Source organism: Amycolatopsis sp. NPDC045836, assembly GCF_056431745.1.
The window spans coordinates 356,681-371,709 of record NZ_JBWKKF010000006.1; the positions used below are offsets into that span (position 1 = coordinate 356,681).

The 15,029-nt window shown below is 72.5% G+C and carries 15 protein-coding genes and 1 pseudogene; 3 read left to right on the forward strand and 13 right to left on the reverse strand.

From position 1 onward, the window contains the following. Positions 1–85 precede the first annotated feature (85 nt). Genes AC07EG_RS13800 through AC07EG_RS13810 form a run of 3 tightly spaced genes read left to right on the forward strand, consistent with a single transcriptional unit; the run spans position 86 to position 2,899 of the window. The gene (locus AC07EG_RS13800; RefSeq protein WP_478253418.1) at positions 86–766 is read left to right on the forward strand and encodes a sigma-70 family RNA polymerase sigma factor; all 681 of its coding nucleotides are present in this window, start codon (positions 86–88) and stop codon (positions 764–766) included. 40 nt (positions 767–806) lie between these two features. Then, positions 807–1,850 (forward strand): DUF5667 domain-containing protein, encoded by a 1,044-nt coding sequence (locus AC07EG_RS13805; protein WP_478253419.1) that lies wholly within the window; start codon positions 807–809, stop codon positions 1,848–1,850. A 59-nt stretch (positions 1,851–1,909) separates the two neighbouring features. Next, positions 1,910–2,899 (forward strand): HAD family hydrolase, encoded by a 990-nt coding sequence (locus AC07EG_RS13810; protein WP_478253420.1) that lies wholly within the window; start codon positions 1,910–1,912, stop codon positions 2,897–2,899. A 74-nt stretch (positions 2,900–2,973) separates the two neighbouring features. On the opposite strand, the gene AC07EG_RS13815 is transcribed toward AC07EG_RS13810, so the two are convergent. The 13 genes and pseudogenes from AC07EG_RS13815 to AC07EG_RS13875 all read right to left on the reverse strand — a co-directional run bounded on the left by AC07EG_RS13815 (position 2,974) and on the right by AC07EG_RS13875 (position 15,014). After that, on the reverse strand, positions 2,974–4,047 hold the full coding sequence (locus AC07EG_RS13815; RefSeq protein ID WP_478253421.1) for a lysophospholipid acyltransferase family protein: 1,074 nt from the start codon (positions 4,045–4,047) through the stop codon (positions 2,974–2,976). Then, entirely contained in the window at positions 4,044–5,093 is a 1,050-nt protein-coding gene (locus AC07EG_RS13820; protein ID WP_478253422.1) for an NAD-dependent epimerase/dehydratase family protein, read from the reverse strand. Before AC07EG_RS13820 ends, AC07EG_RS13815 begins: the two co-directional genes overlap by 4 nt. 323 nt (positions 5,094–5,416) lie before the next feature. After that, positions 5,417–5,518, reverse strand: a complete 102-nt coding sequence (locus tag AC07EG_RS13825; RefSeq protein ID WP_017986394.1) for a 30S ribosomal protein bS22 — start codon at positions 5,516–5,518, stop codon at positions 5,417–5,419. A gap of 119 nt (positions 5,519–5,637) precedes the next feature. Next, positions 5,638–5,859, reverse strand: coding sequence for a helix-turn-helix domain-containing protein (locus tag AC07EG_RS13830; RefSeq protein WP_478253423.1), 222 nt, complete (start codon positions 5,857–5,859; stop codon positions 5,638–5,640). Positions 5,860–6,064: 205 nt separating this feature from the next. Continuing rightward, entirely contained in the window at positions 6,065–6,871 is an 807-nt protein-coding gene (gene proC, locus AC07EG_RS13835; protein WP_478253424.1) for a pyrroline-5-carboxylate reductase, read from the reverse strand. 23 nt (positions 6,872–6,894) lie between these two features. Beyond that, positions 6,895–7,716 (reverse strand): thioesterase family protein, encoded by an 822-nt coding sequence (locus AC07EG_RS13840; protein WP_478253425.1) that lies wholly within the window; start codon positions 7,714–7,716, stop codon positions 6,895–6,897. After that, positions 7,713–8,632 (reverse strand): annotated as a pseudogene (locus tag AC07EG_RS13845) (proline dehydrogenase family protein). Before AC07EG_RS13845 ends, AC07EG_RS13840 begins: the two are co-directional and overlap by 4 nt. Positions 8,633–8,699: 67 nt before the next feature. Then, positions 8,700–9,491 (reverse strand): sugar phosphate isomerase/epimerase family protein, encoded by a 792-nt coding sequence (locus AC07EG_RS13850; protein WP_478253426.1) that lies wholly within the window; start codon positions 9,489–9,491, stop codon positions 8,700–8,702. A gap of 12 nt (positions 9,492–9,503) precedes the next feature. Then, positions 9,504–11,099: a hypothetical protein gene (locus tag AC07EG_RS13855; RefSeq protein ID WP_478253427.1), complete on the reverse strand. Its 1,596-nt coding sequence runs from the start codon at positions 11,097–11,099 to the stop codon at positions 9,504–9,506. Then, complete coding sequence (locus AC07EG_RS13860) at positions 11,096–12,094, reverse strand: Ppx/GppA family phosphatase (protein ID WP_478253428.1); 999 nt, start codon at positions 12,092–12,094, stop codon at positions 11,096–11,098. The genes AC07EG_RS13855 and AC07EG_RS13860 overlap by 4 nt, the downstream gene beginning before the upstream one ends. 60 nt (positions 12,095–12,154) lie before the next feature. Continuing rightward, positions 12,155–12,844: a response regulator gene (locus AC07EG_RS13865; RefSeq protein WP_478253429.1), complete on the reverse strand. Its 690-nt coding sequence runs from the start codon at positions 12,842–12,844 to the stop codon at positions 12,155–12,157. Continuing rightward, positions 12,841–14,052, reverse strand: coding sequence for a sensor histidine kinase (locus AC07EG_RS13870; RefSeq protein WP_478253430.1), 1,212 nt, complete (start codon positions 14,050–14,052; stop codon positions 12,841–12,843). The genes AC07EG_RS13865 and AC07EG_RS13870 overlap by 4 nt, the downstream gene beginning before the upstream one ends. Positions 14,053–14,159: 107 nt before the next feature. Further along, a complete protein-coding gene (locus tag AC07EG_RS13875; RefSeq protein WP_478253431.1) occupies positions 14,160–15,014 on the reverse strand; it encodes an oxidoreductase in 855 nt (284 codons plus the stop codon). Positions 15,015–15,029: the final 15 nt, after the last annotated feature.

Genomic DNA, 15,029 nt, shown 5'->3' on the forward strand with positions numbered 1-15,029 from the left:
GGTAACAACACGTATGCTGCACTGGTCCTGGGGGTGGTGTTGATCACTCGAAGGCTCGGCAAAGGGCCTGGGAGGTGCGAAGACGATGGGCCTGCAAGTCGCTGTGGCCGGCGGAACACCGCCGTTCGCCGTCGCGGGCGTGCCGAGCCGCCGCGAGGCCGCCGGGCACCGCACCGCGCAGGCCGAAGCCGTCAAAGCCGAAGCCTGGGACCTGGTGCACGCCGCCCAGCAGGGTGACGCGGGCGCCTTCGGCAAGCTCTACGACCGGTACGTGGACATGGTCTACCGGTACGTGTTGTTCCGCCTCGGCGACCGCGACCTGGCCGAGGACGTGACCAGCGAGACCTTCCTGCGCGCCCTGCGCCGCATCACCTCGGTCAGCTACCAGGGCCGGGACGTCGGCGCCTGGTTCGTCACCATCGCCCGCAACCTGATCCTCGACCACGTCAAGTCCAGCCGGTTCCGGCTCGAAGTGGTCACCGACGAGGTGTCCGAGGGCGGCGCCAGCCCGTTCCCCGGGGCCACCGCGCAGGCCCCGGCGGGTCCCGAGCAGCAGGTGATCAGCCGCGCGACCAGCTCCGAGCTGTTCCGCTGCATCGACCAGCTGGGCAGTGACCAGCGCGAATGCATCCTGCTGCGGTTCATGCAGGGGCTCTCGGTGGCCGAGACCGCGGAGATCATGAACCGCAACGAAGGCGCCATCAAGGCGCTGCAGCACCGGGCGGTCCGGCGGCTGGCCCAGCTCCTGCCGAGTGGTTTGCGGTAGTTCTCCGTAACTGTCGTCGCCGGCTGTTCGTTAGCCAGCCGTGAAGTTGCCGTGGGAGCGCGACCACGACCGGTTCGCGCGTGCTGTGGAGGACCCGTCGTCGGGTGACGACGAGTTCCGCCGCGAACTCGACCTGGTCGGCGAACTGCGCCGGCTCGGCAGCACGGCTTCGCCCGATCCGGCGGCGAAGGCGCGGATCGCCGCGGCCATCGCCGCGCGCCCGGACCCGCCCGCCCCGCCGCGCCGCCGGATGCGCCTGGGCCCCGCGGTGGCGGGTGGTCTCGCCGGGGTGCTGGTGCTGGGTGGTCTCGGTGTGGTGCTCGCCGCCGACGCCCTGCCCGGAGATTCCCTCTACGGCGTGAAATTGGCGGGCGAGACCGCCGCGGTCGGGCTGACCTTCGACGACGAGGCCCGCGCGGGCAAGCGCCTGCACCACGCCGAGGCCAGGCTCGCGGAACTGCGGCAGATCAGCGGCGGCGGGGCCGTCGAGTTCCGGACCGCGCTGGACAGCTTCGGCGAGGCCGCCCGGCTGGGCACCGCCGAGCTGACCGCGGTCGCCACCGGCACCTCCGGCGTGCAGCTGACCGGCCTCCGGGGCTGGGCCGCCGAGCAGTCGCGGCTGCTGGGTGAACTGCGGCCGCGGGTGCCGGACGGGGCCGGTACCGCCTATGACAACGCTGTCGCCCTGGTCGGCCGGGTCGACCAGCGCGCGTCGGCGCTCGCCGGGCGGATGGCCTGCTACCAGATCACCTCCGGGCAGCACGACGACCTGGGCGCGCTGCCCGCCGCGGGCGGCTGCGGGCAGGCCGATCCGGTGCCGCCGGTCACCGCGGAACCAGGGGAACCGGCACGGGTGCCGGCCGACCGGCCGGGGTCCCGGGTGGTGACCAGCCCGCCGGTGGACCACCGCCCGGAAACCGCCACGCCGGTGCTCGTCGAACCGGGCGCACCGGCACCGCCGGTGACGGAGGTACCGCCGCCGGTGGTCCGCCCCCGGCCGCCGATCACCCCGCCGCCACCTGGTGAACTGCTGAGACTTCCCCCACTGCTGCCGGGATTGCCCGAGGTGAGGGTCGGCTGGTAACCCGTCGGCCACCCCGGCTCGCTACCCTGTGCACAGGCGTTTCCCACGATTCGGAGGCGGTGAGCGTGGCGCGGTGGGGGAAGGACAAGAGTCAGGAGCTTGAGCGGCTCGCGGAGATGGCCGGTGAGGCCTCCGCCGAGGCCGCCGTCGCGATGGAGCAGGCTCCGTCCGCCGTCCTGACCGTGCCCGCGCAGGACCTGGCCGCCGGGGTGGTGCCGCCGGAGCCGGTCGCCGGTCCGGCCGAGGTCGACCAGGTCGAGCCGCCCGCTGCCGCCGCCCCGCCCGACCTGACCGCCGCCGCCTTCTTCGACGTGGACAACACGATGATGATGGGCGCGTCGATCTTCCACTTCGTCCGCGGGCTGGCCTCGCGGAACTTCTTCACCACCTCCGACCTGGCCGGTTTCGCCTGGCAGCAGCTGAAGTTCCGGATCGGCGGCCGCGAGAACCACGACGACATCAAGTCCCACCGCGAAAAGGGCCTGTCCTTTGTGGCCGGTCGCACGGTGCAGGAGATGGTCGACGTCGGCGAGGAGATCTACGACGAGCTGATGGCCGAGAAGATCTGGTCCGGTACCAGGGCGCTGGCGCAGATGCACCTGGACGCCGGGCAGCGGGTCTGGCTGGTCACCGCCACCCCGGTGGAACTGGCCGCGATCATCTCGCGGCGGCTGGGCCTGACCGGTGCGCTCGGCACGGTCGCCGAAAGCGTGGACGGCGTCTACACCGGACGGCTGGTCGGCGACCTGCTGCACGGGCGCGCGAAGGCACACGCCGTCCGGGCGCTGGCCGCGCGCGAAGGTCTCAACCTGCGCCGGTGCACCGCGTACTCGGACTCGTCGAACGACATCCCGATGCTGTCGGCCGTGGGCACCTCGGTCGCGGTGAACCCGGACTCGAGCCTCCGGGAGGTCGCGCGGGCCCGGGGCTGGGAAATCCGCGACTTCCGCACGGGCCGGAAGGCCGCCAAGATCGGCGTGCCCTCGGTCCTGGGCGCGGGCGCGGTCGCCGGGGCGGTCGCCGCGGGCCTGGCTTACCGGCGCCGCTGAACCCCGGAACCGCTCGCTCGGGCACACGAGCCGCACGCCGCCACCCGGGCAGGCACCCGCAAGGGGCAACCGGGTCAGTCCCGGAAGACGCTCCGGCGTTGCGCGAGGCGCCGGTACAGGGTCTGCTGGATCGACTCCCGCACCTGGTCGGTGAGGTTGAACACCAGCATCGGGTCGTCCTCGGCGTCCGGGCCGAACTGGTCCGTGCGGATCGGCTCGCCGAATTCGATGTGCCACTTCGTCGGCAGCGGGATCGCGCCCAGCGGCCCCAGCAGCGGGAAGAACGGCGTCACCGGGAAGTACGGCAGCCCCAGCAACCGCGCCAGCAGCTTGACGTCCCCGATCTTCGGGTAGATCTCCTCGGCGCCGACGATCGAGCACGGGATGATCGGCACACCGGCCCGCATCGCCGCCGAAACGAAACCGCCGCGCCCGAAGCGCTGGAGCTTGTACCGCGACGAGAACGGCTTGCCGATGCCCTTGAACCCCTCCGGCCACACGCCGACCAGCTCACCGGCGCGCAGCAGCCGCTCGGCGTCGGGGTTGCAGGCCAGCGTCTGCCCCGACTTGCGCGCCAGCGAACCCACCAGCGGCATCCGGAACACCAGGTCGGCGCCCAGCCCACGCAGGTGCCGGTGCTCGGGGTGCTCGTCGTGCACGGCGACCGCGGTCATCAGCGCGTCCAGCGGGATGGTGCCCGAGTGGTTGCTGACCAGCAGCGCACCGCCGTCGACCGGCAGGTTGTGCACGCCGTGCGTGCTCACCCGGAACCACTTCTCGTACAGCAGGCGGAACGGCGGCATCAGCAGCGCGTCGGTCAGCTCGGCGTCAAACCCGAACTCGTCGACGACGTAGTCGCCGGTGAGCCGGTTGCGCACGAACTTCAGCAGGTTGACCAGCGCGTTCGGCAGCTCGGCCTCGACCTCGTCGACCGACGGCCGCGCCGTCGGGAACGGGAAGATCGGCGCGTCGGTGAGCCTGGTCGCTTCCTCCGCGGCGCCCTCCGGCCGGGGAACCGCGGCCGAAGCGTCGGGGGCCTTCTCCCGGCCCGGTCCGTGCAGCGGAATCACCTGCGCGCTCGTGCTCGTGGTCACTTCCTGCGCCCTGCCTTCCCTTCTGGTCTCCCTGACCCCGTCCGCGCGGCTCATCGCCCGCCGGCCTGACCGGTGACGGCGGCGACGGCCACCTTGCTCGCCAGCTTGGCCAGCCGCGGCCCGTCGAGCACCGGCCGCAGGCCGCGCCCCTGCACGTAGTCGTCGAACGCCTCCCGCGTGGTCCAGCGCGGGACGTAGCCGAACTCCTGCTTGAGCTTCGTGGTGTCCACCACCCGGCCGAAGTTCAGCAGCCGCACCTGGTCGGCGGAGAAGTCGACCAGCCGCGCCCCGCGCAGCATCCGCCCGACCGACGGCATCACACCGCGCGGCATCGGCAACTCGACCCGGCCCGCCCGGCGAATGGCCTGCGACAGGGTGAGTACCCCTTCACTGCCGACGTTGAACACCCCGGGCTTGTCCTCGATGGTGGCCTGTTCCAGCACGGCGAGCGCGTCGGAGGAGTGCAGCAGCTGCATCCGCGCGTCGTACCCGAGCACGGTCGGCACCACCGGCAGCGAGAAGTAGCGCGAGAGCACGGTGTCGACCTCGGGGCCGATCAGGTTGGTGAACCGCGCCATGGTGACGATGATGTCGGGGCGGCGGCGGGACAGCCCGCGCACGTAGCCCTCCATCTCGACCGCGTCCTTGGCGTACCCGCTGGTCGAGGTGGGGATCAGTTCCGAGTCCTCGGTGAACACCGCCTGCGAGCGCGAGCTGGCGCCGTAGACCGCGGCGGAGGACTTCACCACGAGCTTGCGGACCTTCGGCGAACGCTGGCACGCGGCGAGCAGCCGCATGGTGCCGATCACGTTCACCTCCTTGATCGCCGTGCGGCGACCGGGGGCGGCCGGGTGGCAGGTGGTGGACGCGTGCACCACGGTGTCCACCCCGGCGGTGCTGATCACCTTGGCGATCAGCGGGTTGCGGATGTCGGCGCGCACGAACTCGGCGCGGCCCATGCGCTGGAGCACGGACTTGGCCGGTGAGGTGGTGTCGACGCCGATCACGCGCTCGAAGTCGGGGTTGCAGCCGAGGCGGGCGAGCAGTCGCCCGCCCAGTTCCCCACCGACTCCGGTGACGAGCACGATCTTGGACGGCATTCGGCCCCCTGGACGGGTGTGTGCGGGCATCTGTTCACGGGTGGACAGCCGCAGCTCCGGACGCTGTCACTCAGTGCGCGGCTGGCTCTGGCACCTTTCGGGGCTCCGGGGGTGGCGCCCCGGGTTTCCATCAGACCGTATCGCGCTGGCGCACCCGAGATGTTACCCCGCCGCGAGCGGGCCGGAAGGCCTCTTACCTGCTGTTAACGCCGCTCAACCGATTCCGGGGACAGACCACACGAATGGCGGCGGCCCGCCCGGCTGAGCCGGACGGGCCGTTCGCTGCGCTGGGCGCGCAGCCGATGGAACCTGTGGTTCGCCGCTCACTTGCCCTGCTTGCGACGCTGCATCCGCGTGCGGCGCAACAGCTTGCGGTGCTTCTTCTTGGACATGCGCTTGCGGCGCTTCTTGATGACCGAGCCCACAGGTGCTCCTTAACCTCTCGTCAGTGATCACCCGGCCCGGCGCGGTCTTCGGCGCAACAAGGACGAGCGGCCTACTAGGTTACCGGTGGCCGGAGGGCGACCGGTCGGCGGGGGAGGTGTCATCCCACGTCGTAGTAGGCGCTGTCCAGGTATTCGTGCACCGCCTTCTCCGGCACCCGGAACGATTTCCCCACCCGGACAGCCGGGAGTTCACCCGAGTGCACGAGGCGGTAGACGGTCATCTTGGAGACCCGCATCAGCGTGGCCACCTCGGCGACGGTCAGGAACTGGACCTGGCGTGGTGTTGTTGTTGGTTCTTCTTGTTTCTTCTTCGTCGGCATAGTCACCGCGTCCTTCGACACGTGTCGCGCCGCGCGGCTTCCCCACCGGCGGTACCGACACGCACGTGCTTCTAGCGAGAGTAGCGGTGCCGGTGGGACTAATGCGACGCCTGTCACCGGAAATGGCGCCAACCAGGCCCGATATCGCCAACATTCGCCCGTTTGCTGGCCAGCCGGGTGGGCGAATCCCCCCACCCGGGGCAGGTCAGTCGTGGGCCCTGCCCAGTTCCACCGACCGGTCCCGAGCTGCTTCGATGGCCGCGAGCAGGGCCGCGCGGACGCCGTGGTTCTCCAGTTCGCGGATGGCGTTGATGGTGGTGCCCGCCGGGGAGGTGACGGCCTCACGCAGGGTGACGGGATGCTCGCCGGTCTCCGCGAGCATCTTCGCCGCGCCGACGGCCGACTGCACGATCAGCTTCTCGGCGATGTTGCGCGGCAGCCCGAGCAGGATGCCCGCGTCGATCATGGCTTCGACCAGGAAGAAGAAGTAGGCCGGGCCGGAGCCGGACAACGCGGTGACCGCGTCCTGCTGCGATTCCGGCACCCGGACGACGCTGCCCACGCACGCCAGCAGCTCCTCGACGAGCGCCAAGTGGTCGGCGGTGGCGTACCGACCGGGTGAAATCGCGCTCATCGCCTCGCCGACCACCATCGGTGTGTTCGGCATCACCCGGACGACCGGGGTGCCCTCGGCCAGCCGCCGCTCGTACAACGCCGTCGGCAGCCCGGCGCACAGCGACACCACCAGCGTCTCCGGCCGGAGCAGCGGCCCCAGTTCGTCCAGCAGCGGCTCGATGTCCTGCGGCTTGACCGCGACGATCAGCACGTCGGCCAGCTTCGCGGCCTCGGGCACGTCGACCCCGCGCACGCCGTAGCGCTGGGTCAGCTCGTCGACGCGCTCCGGGTACCGCTCGGTGAACAGCAGCTCACCGGGCCGTCGCCCGCCGTGCAGCAGCCCCGACAGCAGGGCCTCCCCGATCTTGCCCGCTCCGAGCACCGCGATGACAGCCATGCCCCGATTATCACCGCGCCGGCTCAGGGGCCCGGGGCCAGGGCGAGTTGCCGCGCCTGGCAGACCAGCCGGCCGGCGGAGTCGAGCACGGTGGCGTCCGAGTCGAACCAGGATTCGTGCACGGCGCGGCAGTCGACCTGCACGCGCAGCCAGCCGGGGGCCGGGCGGCAGCGGATCAACGCGGTCAGCTGCACCGTCGGCGTCCACCCCAGCCTGCCGAGGTTGAACACCACCGGCGGGTTCACGTCCCCGGCGAGCAGGGCGAACAGCGGGTCCGGCTGCCCGGTGCGCGGCCGCACCCACAGCCGCACGCGCGGCGCGTCCGAGGTGCGCCCGGCCAGGTAGCCGACGGTCGCCGGGTCCAGCCGCACGTCGCACGCCTTCGCCAGGTTGAACGCGCCTTCGGCGGTGGTGCCGCCGACCGGGATCGCCCCCGGCGGGGGTTCGGCCGGGATCGGCGGCACGTCGGTCCACTCCGGCCGCCGGACCGGCAGCTTGCCGGTGGTCACCCTGGCCTCGACGCAACTGCGCCCGCGCTGCTCCAGCCGCACGCCGACGACCGTGGCGCGGCGGCCCAGCTTGTGCAGTTCGGTGCGCAGCAGCACCGGGCCGATGGCCGGTGGGTGCAGGAACTCGGCGCTGACCACCAGCGGCTCGGCCTGCGCCTCACCGCGTTCGGCCAGCGACGCCTGCGCGGCCCTGGCCAGCAGGGCCAGCAGGAACCCGCCGTGCGGGTGGGTGCCGATCGCCCACTCCGGCCGCAGGTCGGCGGTGAAGGTGCCGTCCCCGAGCGAGCGGGTGGAAACCGCCGCGCCGAACGGCACGGCCTCCTCTGCTGCGCTCACGAACGGCTGGCCAGCGCGCGCAGGAAGAGGCCGAGGTTCGCGGGCCGCTCGGCCAGCCGCCGCATCAGGTAGCCGTACCACTGCTGTCCGAACGGGACGTACACCCGCACGGTCTCCCCCTCCCCAGCCAGCCGGCGCTGCTCCGCCGGCCGGATCCCGTACAACATCTGGAACTCGTAGGTGCCCTTTCCCGCCCGTACCAGCGCGCCCGCTCCCCGAGGACGGCCACCAGCCGCGGGTCGTGGGTGGCGAACATCGGGTAGCCGCCGCCCGCCAGCAGCGCGTTCGCCGCGCGCACGTAGCTGCGGTCCACCTCGGCCGCGGTGGTGTAGGCGACCGATTCCGGCTCCGCGTACGCCCCCTTGCACAGCCGGACGCGCGAACCGGCCAGCGCGACCGCGTCCGCCTCGGTCCGGCGCAGGTACGACTGCAGCACCGCACCCACCCACGGCCACCGCCGGCGCAGTTCCGCGAGCGTGCCGAGGGTGGCGTCGGTGGTGGTGTGGTCCTCCATGTCCAGCGTCACCGTGGTGCCGCACCGCTCGGCGGCGGCGCAGATGCGAGCGGCGTTGTCCAGCGTCAGCCCGGGGTCCAGCTGCTGCCCGACGGCCGACAGCTTGACGCTGACCTCCGCGTGCGGCGCCAGGCCCTCGTCGTGCAGCCGGTCCAGCAGCGCCACGTAGGTCGACACGGCGCGCTCGGCCAGCTCGGTGTCGGTGGTGTGCTCGCCGAGGTGGTCCAGGGTGGCGGACAGGCCGTCGTCGGCCAGCTCGCGCACCACCGCGACGGCGCGGTCGAGGTCCTCCCCGGCGACGAAGCGCCGGACCACCCCGCGCGTGCCCGGCGCGGTGGCCACGAGCCGGCGCAGCCGGTCGCTGCCCGCGGCGGCGAGGATCGTGGAGCGCAGGGGGTTCACGCCGGGAACCTTACGGGTTCGGCTCCGGGAAACCGAACCGCCGAGCCGGTGAAGTTGATCTTGGACCTCACTGGCCGAGGTGCAGGCGCGCGTACAGCAGCGCTTCGGCGAGGTCCTTGACCCGCCGCTGGGGTTCGGCCGCCCGCCGGGTGTTCACCTCCAGCACCACCTGGCCGTCGAACCCGGTGCGCAGCAGCAGTTCGAGCAGTTCGGCGCACGGCTGCCCACCGCGGCCGGGCACCAGGTGCTCGTCCTTGGGCACGCCGGTGCCGTCGGCCAGGTGCACGTGGGTCAGCCCGGCCCCCATCCGCTCGGCCAGCGCGAGCGGGTCCATCCCGGCGGCGGCGGTGTGCGACAGGTCGAGCGTGTAGTGGCGGTAGCCGACGTCGGTCGGGTCGATGGACGGCCGGAAGGCGGAGAAGCGCGCGTCCCGGTTCCGCCCCGGCGGCCGCACCTTGAACATGTTCTCCACCGCGATGGCCACCCCGCTGGCGTCCTCCAGCTCGGCGACCAGGTCGGCGAAACCGTCGCCGTAGCGGCGCTGCCAGCGGAACGGCGGGTGCACCACCACCGTGCGCGCCCCGAGTTCCTGCGCGGCCTCCACGCTCTTCCGCAGCCGGACCACCGGATCGGGTGACCACACGCGCTGGGTGATCAGCAGCGACGGCGAGTGCACCGACAGCACCGGCACGCCGGTGGACCGCGACCACCGGCGCAGCGCCGCCACGTCCTGGCTGACCGGGTCCACCCAGACCATCACCTCGACCCCGTCGTAACCGAGGTCGGCGGCGAGCTCGAAGCCCGCCCCGGCTTTCAGCGGCCACACCGAAGCGGTGGACAGGCCGATCGGGATCGTCACGCCAGCATTGTCCTATTTGGACAACAACAGCAGGGCGGCGGGGGACACGGTGACCACCAGGCCGACCAGCACGGCCAGCACGGTGGTCTGCAGGTCGTCGGCGCGGCGGATCTTCCGGACGATCCAGACCAGCGCGACGATCACCACCAGCGCGGCGATCAGCGCGGCGGCGGGCAGCCTGCCCCACAGCCAGTTGAAGCCCAGCCAGACCCCGGCGCCGCCGATCACGCCCAGCGCGAGCTGCGCGGCCATCACCAGCCACTGCTTGCCGGGCGACGCCTCCTCGTGCAGGTCGTCATCGGCACCGTCCAGCGCCTCGACCCCGGCGACGCCGTGGTACGGGTCGTCCAGCTCGTCGATCTCGGCTTCGAAGCTGTCGTCGTACTCGGCCGAGCGGATGCGGCGGGGCGGCTCGTCGAAGTCGTCGGCGTACGCGTTCCCGCCGAGTTCCCCGGCGACCGGCCGCTGCACGGCTTCGAAGTCACCGGTGCTGAACCGGCCGGAGGCGAACTCACCGCTGGCGTACGGGTCGTCGTCGTCCACCGGGGTCATCGCGGCCTGGGTGTCCTCCAGGCGCGCCTGCTCCCGGCGCTCGCGCCAGCCCGCCAGGCCGGCGGGCGGCTCGTCGGGGGCCGGTTCCGGCGGCTGCGGCGGGCGCGGGGTGAACCCGCTGGAGTAACCGCTGGCGTACCCGCTCGAATAACCGCTGCTGTAGCCGCTCGGCGGGCCGCTTTCCGGCTCGTCTGGCACCACCGGGATCTGCTCGGTGTGGTCCTCCTGCTTCGGCGGCACGGGACGGCGGACCGGCCCGCCACGACGGCGCGGGGCACGCGGCGGCACCGGGTAACCGCCGGTCGGCGGCGGGCCGGGCTCCGGCTCGGCCGGTGGGGCGGCCTCGGCCTCGTCCAGCCCGTCCAGGCGGGCGGAGAGGGCGCCGGGTGGCGGCGCCGCAGCGGGGGGTGGCTGGCGGCGACCCCGGGCCGGAACGCGCCGGGTGGGCGGGTCGACCGGGGACTCGGCCTCGGGGGCCCCACGACGGCGCGGGGCCCGCGCGGGCAGCTCGTCCTGCGGCGGCCGGGGCAGCGCACCCGACTCCTGCGGGGGCCGCGGCAGCGCCGCCGAATCCTGCGGCCGCGGCAAGGCACCCGACTCCTGGGGCGGGCGCGGCAGCGCGGCCGAATCCTGCGGCCGGGGCAACGCGCCGGACTCCTGCGGTCGCGGCGAAGCAGCGGAATCCTGGGGCCGCGGCAGCGCGCCGGACTCCTGCGGGGGCCGGGGCAACGCGGCGGAATCCTGGGGCGGCTGCTGCGGGGGCCGCGGGAGCGCGCCGGAGTCCTGCCGGGGCGGGCGCGGCAGCGCGCCCGAGTCGTGCCGCGAGCCGGAGCGGCGGGGGGCGCCGTTGCGCCGGTTCGCCGGGGGCGGGGTGTCGCCCTGGACGCGCTCGATGATCGCCTGCGGAGCGGTGTCGCTGATGTCGCGCCGCGGAGCTTCTTCCTCGTCATCGGCACGACGACGACGGCGGCGTGAGCCACCGCCCTGGCCACCGTGTTGGGCGAGCAGTTCGGCCACCGTCTTCTGGTGCTGCTCGCCACCGCTGTCTTGGGTCATCCCTTCCACCGTGCCTGTCGCCCGTCGTCGAAGTCCAGTCCCCGTCCGCCCAGTGCAGTGTGCTCGGCACCGTTGGAATGGTCCAGCCGCCGCAGGATCACTCCCTCCCGCAACGCCCACGGGCAGATCTCGAGTTCCTGCAGTGACAAAGCTCGCATGGCGGCCTGCGCCACCAGCGCCCCGCCCACCAGCTGGTGGGCCCGGCCGGCGCTGACCCCCTCCAGCTGCGCCAGATCGCCGGACGGCATCCGCGAGACGAACGCGATCAGCTGCCGCAACGCGGTGGCGGTGAGCGCGCGGCGGACCCGGGGTCCGTCCGCCGACGGCGCCGCACCGGTCAGCCTGGCCAGTGAGCGGAAGGTCTTCGAGGTGGCCACCACCCGGTCGGGCAGCCCCAGCTTCGCCACCTTCTTCGCCAGCCCGGCCAGCTGCTCCTCCAGCCAGGCGGAGGTGGCGATCAGCTCGGACCGGCTCGGCGGGTCGTTCTTGAACCGGGTGCGGGTGATCCGCCCGGCCCCCAGCGGCAGCGACTCGGCCAGCTCGGGCTCCTCGTCCATGCCCATCGCCACTTCCAGCGAGCCACCGCCGATGTCGAGCACCAGCAGCTTGCCCGCCGACCAGCCGAACCAGCGGCGGACGGCGAGGAAGGTCAGCCGCGCCTCGTCCACCCCGGTGAGCACCTGCAGGTCGACGCCGGTTTCCTCGGTGACCTTCCGCAGCACCTTGGCCGAGTTCTTCGCCTCGCGCACGGCCGAGGTGGCGAAGGCCATCACCTCGCGGCAGTCCAGCCGCGCGGCCGCCGCCTTCGCCGACTCCACCGCGCGCACCAGGTCGTCCGCGCCCGCCTTGCTCAGGTCACCGGACGGGGTGATCTGCTCGGCGAGCCGCAGCACGGTCTTCTCCGAGTGCATCGGCAGCGGGTGGGCACCACGGTGCGCGTCCACCACGAGCAGGTGGACGGTGTTGGAACCGACGTCGAGGACCCCAAGGCGCACGGGGGTAAACGGTACCCGCCGGAGCAGACCCGCTGGTCGGCAACCGAGATTAAACCGAGATCATGACTCGAACTTGTAGCCGAGACCACGCACGGTGACCAGGTGCCGCGGGGAACCGGGGTCCGGCTCGATCTTCGACCGCAACCGCTTGACGTGCACGTCCAGCGTCTTGGTGTCGCCGACGTAGTCCGCGCCCCACACCCGGTCGATCAGCTGGCCGCGGGTGAGCACCCGGCCGACGTTGCGCAGCAGGTACTCGAGCAGGTCGAACTCCTTCAGCGGCAGCGAGACCTCCTCGCCGTCCACGGTCACCACGTGCCGCTCGACGTCCATCCGCACCGGGCCGGCGGCCAGCACCAGCGGCGCCAGCTCACCCTCGGCGCCCGGCTCCCCACCGCGCCGCAGCACCGCGCGCACCCGCGCGATCAGCTCGCGCGCCGAGTACGGCTTGGTCACGTAGTCGTCGGCGCCCAGTTCCAGGCCGACCACCTTGTCGATCTCGCTGTCCCGCGCGGTCACCATGATCACCGGCACGCCGGAGCGCTGGCGGAGCTGCTTGCACACGTCGGTGCCGCTCATGCCCGGCAGCATCAGGTCGAGCAGCACGATGTCGGCGCCGTTGCGGTCGAACTCCTCCAGCGCCTGCTGGCCGGTGGTGGCCACCGCGGCGGTGAAACCCTCCTTGCGCAGCAGGAAGGCCAGCGGGTCGGCGAACGACTCCTCGTCCTCGACGATGAGCACCCTGGTCACAACTGTCCTCCATGATCGGTGGCGTCCTGGGCAACCACGAGGCGGGAACTCCGCTCGGGGGGAATTTCGGCCCGGCCGGCCGGCCGGCCGTTCTCCGGTGTGTGCGCGGGTATGCGCAGGGTGAAGGTGGAGCCGGTGCCGGGGCTGCTCCACAGGCGCACCTCACCGCCGTGGTTGGCGGCCACGTGCTTGACGATGGCGAGGCCGAGGCCGGTCCCGCCGGTGGCCCGCGAGCGGGCCTTGTCGGCGCGGTAGAAGCGCTCGAACACCCGCTGCTGGTCCGCCTCCTCGATGCCGATGCCGCGGTCGGTCACCGCGATCTCGACCGCGCCGTCGACCAGCCGGCGGCTGACCGAGACCGGGCTGCCCGGCGAGGAGTAGTTGATCGCGTTCTCCAGCAGGTTGGACAACGCGGTGACCAGCAGCGTGCGGTCGCCCTCGATGAGCAGCGAGCTGGGCTGGTCGGTGGTCACCGCGATCTCGGCGGACTCGGCCGAGAGCCGCACCCGGCCGAGCGCCTCCCGCACCACCGCGTCCACCTCGACCACGTTGAGGTCGGGCAGCCGCTCGGCGCCCTGCAGCCGCGACAACGCGATCAGCTCGGTCACCAGCTGCCCCAGCCGGGTCGATTCACGCAGGATCTTGCCGCCGAAGCGGCGGACCTCCGCGGTGTCCTCCGCGGCGTCGAGCACGGCTTCGGTGAGCAGCGCGATCGCCCCGACCGGGGTCTTCAGCTCGTGGCTGACGTTGGCCACGAAGTCCCGCCGGGTGGCTTCGAGCCGGACCGCGTCGGAGTGGTCCACCGCCTCGACCGCGGTGAAGCCGTCGCCGAGCGGGCGCACCTGGCCCAGCACGGCCTCCGGCTGGCGGCCGCGGGTCTCCAGCGGGGAGAGGTCGATCTCCAGCGGGTCGTCGGTCTCCACCACCTGCTCGGCGGCCTTGCGCGCCCTGGCATCGGCCCGGTTGTCCCGGACCAGGCCGAGTTCCTCGGCACGCGGGTTGTGCAAGACCATGTCGCCGAACCGGTTGAGCACCACCACCCCGTTGTTCGAGGAGTGGATCAGGCGGGACAGCAGCTCGGCCACGGTGGGGCCGGCCGGGCGGCGGCGCACGGCCCGGCGGCGGCGCAGCGAGGCCGCGACGAATCCGGCAACCGCGCCGACCACGAGTGCACCGATGGCCAAAACGAGTGAAGCAGGCACGGTCACGGGGGAATCGTAAGCAGGAAGGTGGCCGTTCGGCCTAGTGCTGATTGCCTCGTCGTGACGCCCGCGACACCTTTGGGCGGTTTGTTCGCGCCTGCTTCAGTGCTTGTTCACGCTTTCGTAGCCGAATTCAGTCGATCGAGTTCCTCCCTTCCGAGTTCGACCGCCGCTGCGGCGACGTTTTCCTCCAGGTGCGTGACGCTGCCGGTGCCCGGAATGGCCAGCACGTTCGGTGCCCGGTGCAGGGTCCAGGCGAGCAGGACCTGCGCCTCGGTGGCGCCGTGCGCGGCGGCGACCTCGGCGACCGCACCGCCGGGGGCACCGCTCTGCACCGAGAAGAACGGGACGAAGGCGATTTCCCGTTCCGCGCAGGCGTCCAGCAGGTCGTCGTCCTCCCGTTTGGACAGTCCATACCAGTTCTGCACGGCGGTCACCGGGGCGATCCCGCTCGCCTCGGCCAGGTGTTCCCGGCCGACGTTGGAAATGCCGAGGTGCCGGACCAGGCCCTGTTCGCGCAGTTCCGCGAGCACGCCGAACCGGTCGGCCAGCGAGCCGGAACCGCGGTCGAGCGACTGGCCGATCCGCAGGTAGACCAGGTCGAGGTGGTCGCGGCCGAGTTCACGCAGGTTCTGCTCGACCTGCCCGCGCAACTGCTCGGGCCGGGCTTCCGGCTGGTGCTCGCCCGCCGCGTTCCGGCTGGGGCCGACCTTGGTGGCGATGACCAGGTCGTCGGGGTAGGGGGCGAGCGCACGCCGGATCAGCTCGTTGGCGGACACGCTGCCGTGGAAGTAGAAGGCGGCCGTGTCGAGGTGGTCCACCCCGAGTTCGACGGCCCGGCGCAGCACGGCCACGCCTTCCTCGGGGTCGCGTTCGGCGCCGTTCGGCCCGAGGGCCAGGCGCATCGCCCCGAAGCCGAGCCGGTGCACGAGCCGGTCGCCGAGTTTCCAGGTCTGGGAGATCGTCATGGCCCCCAGCCTGCG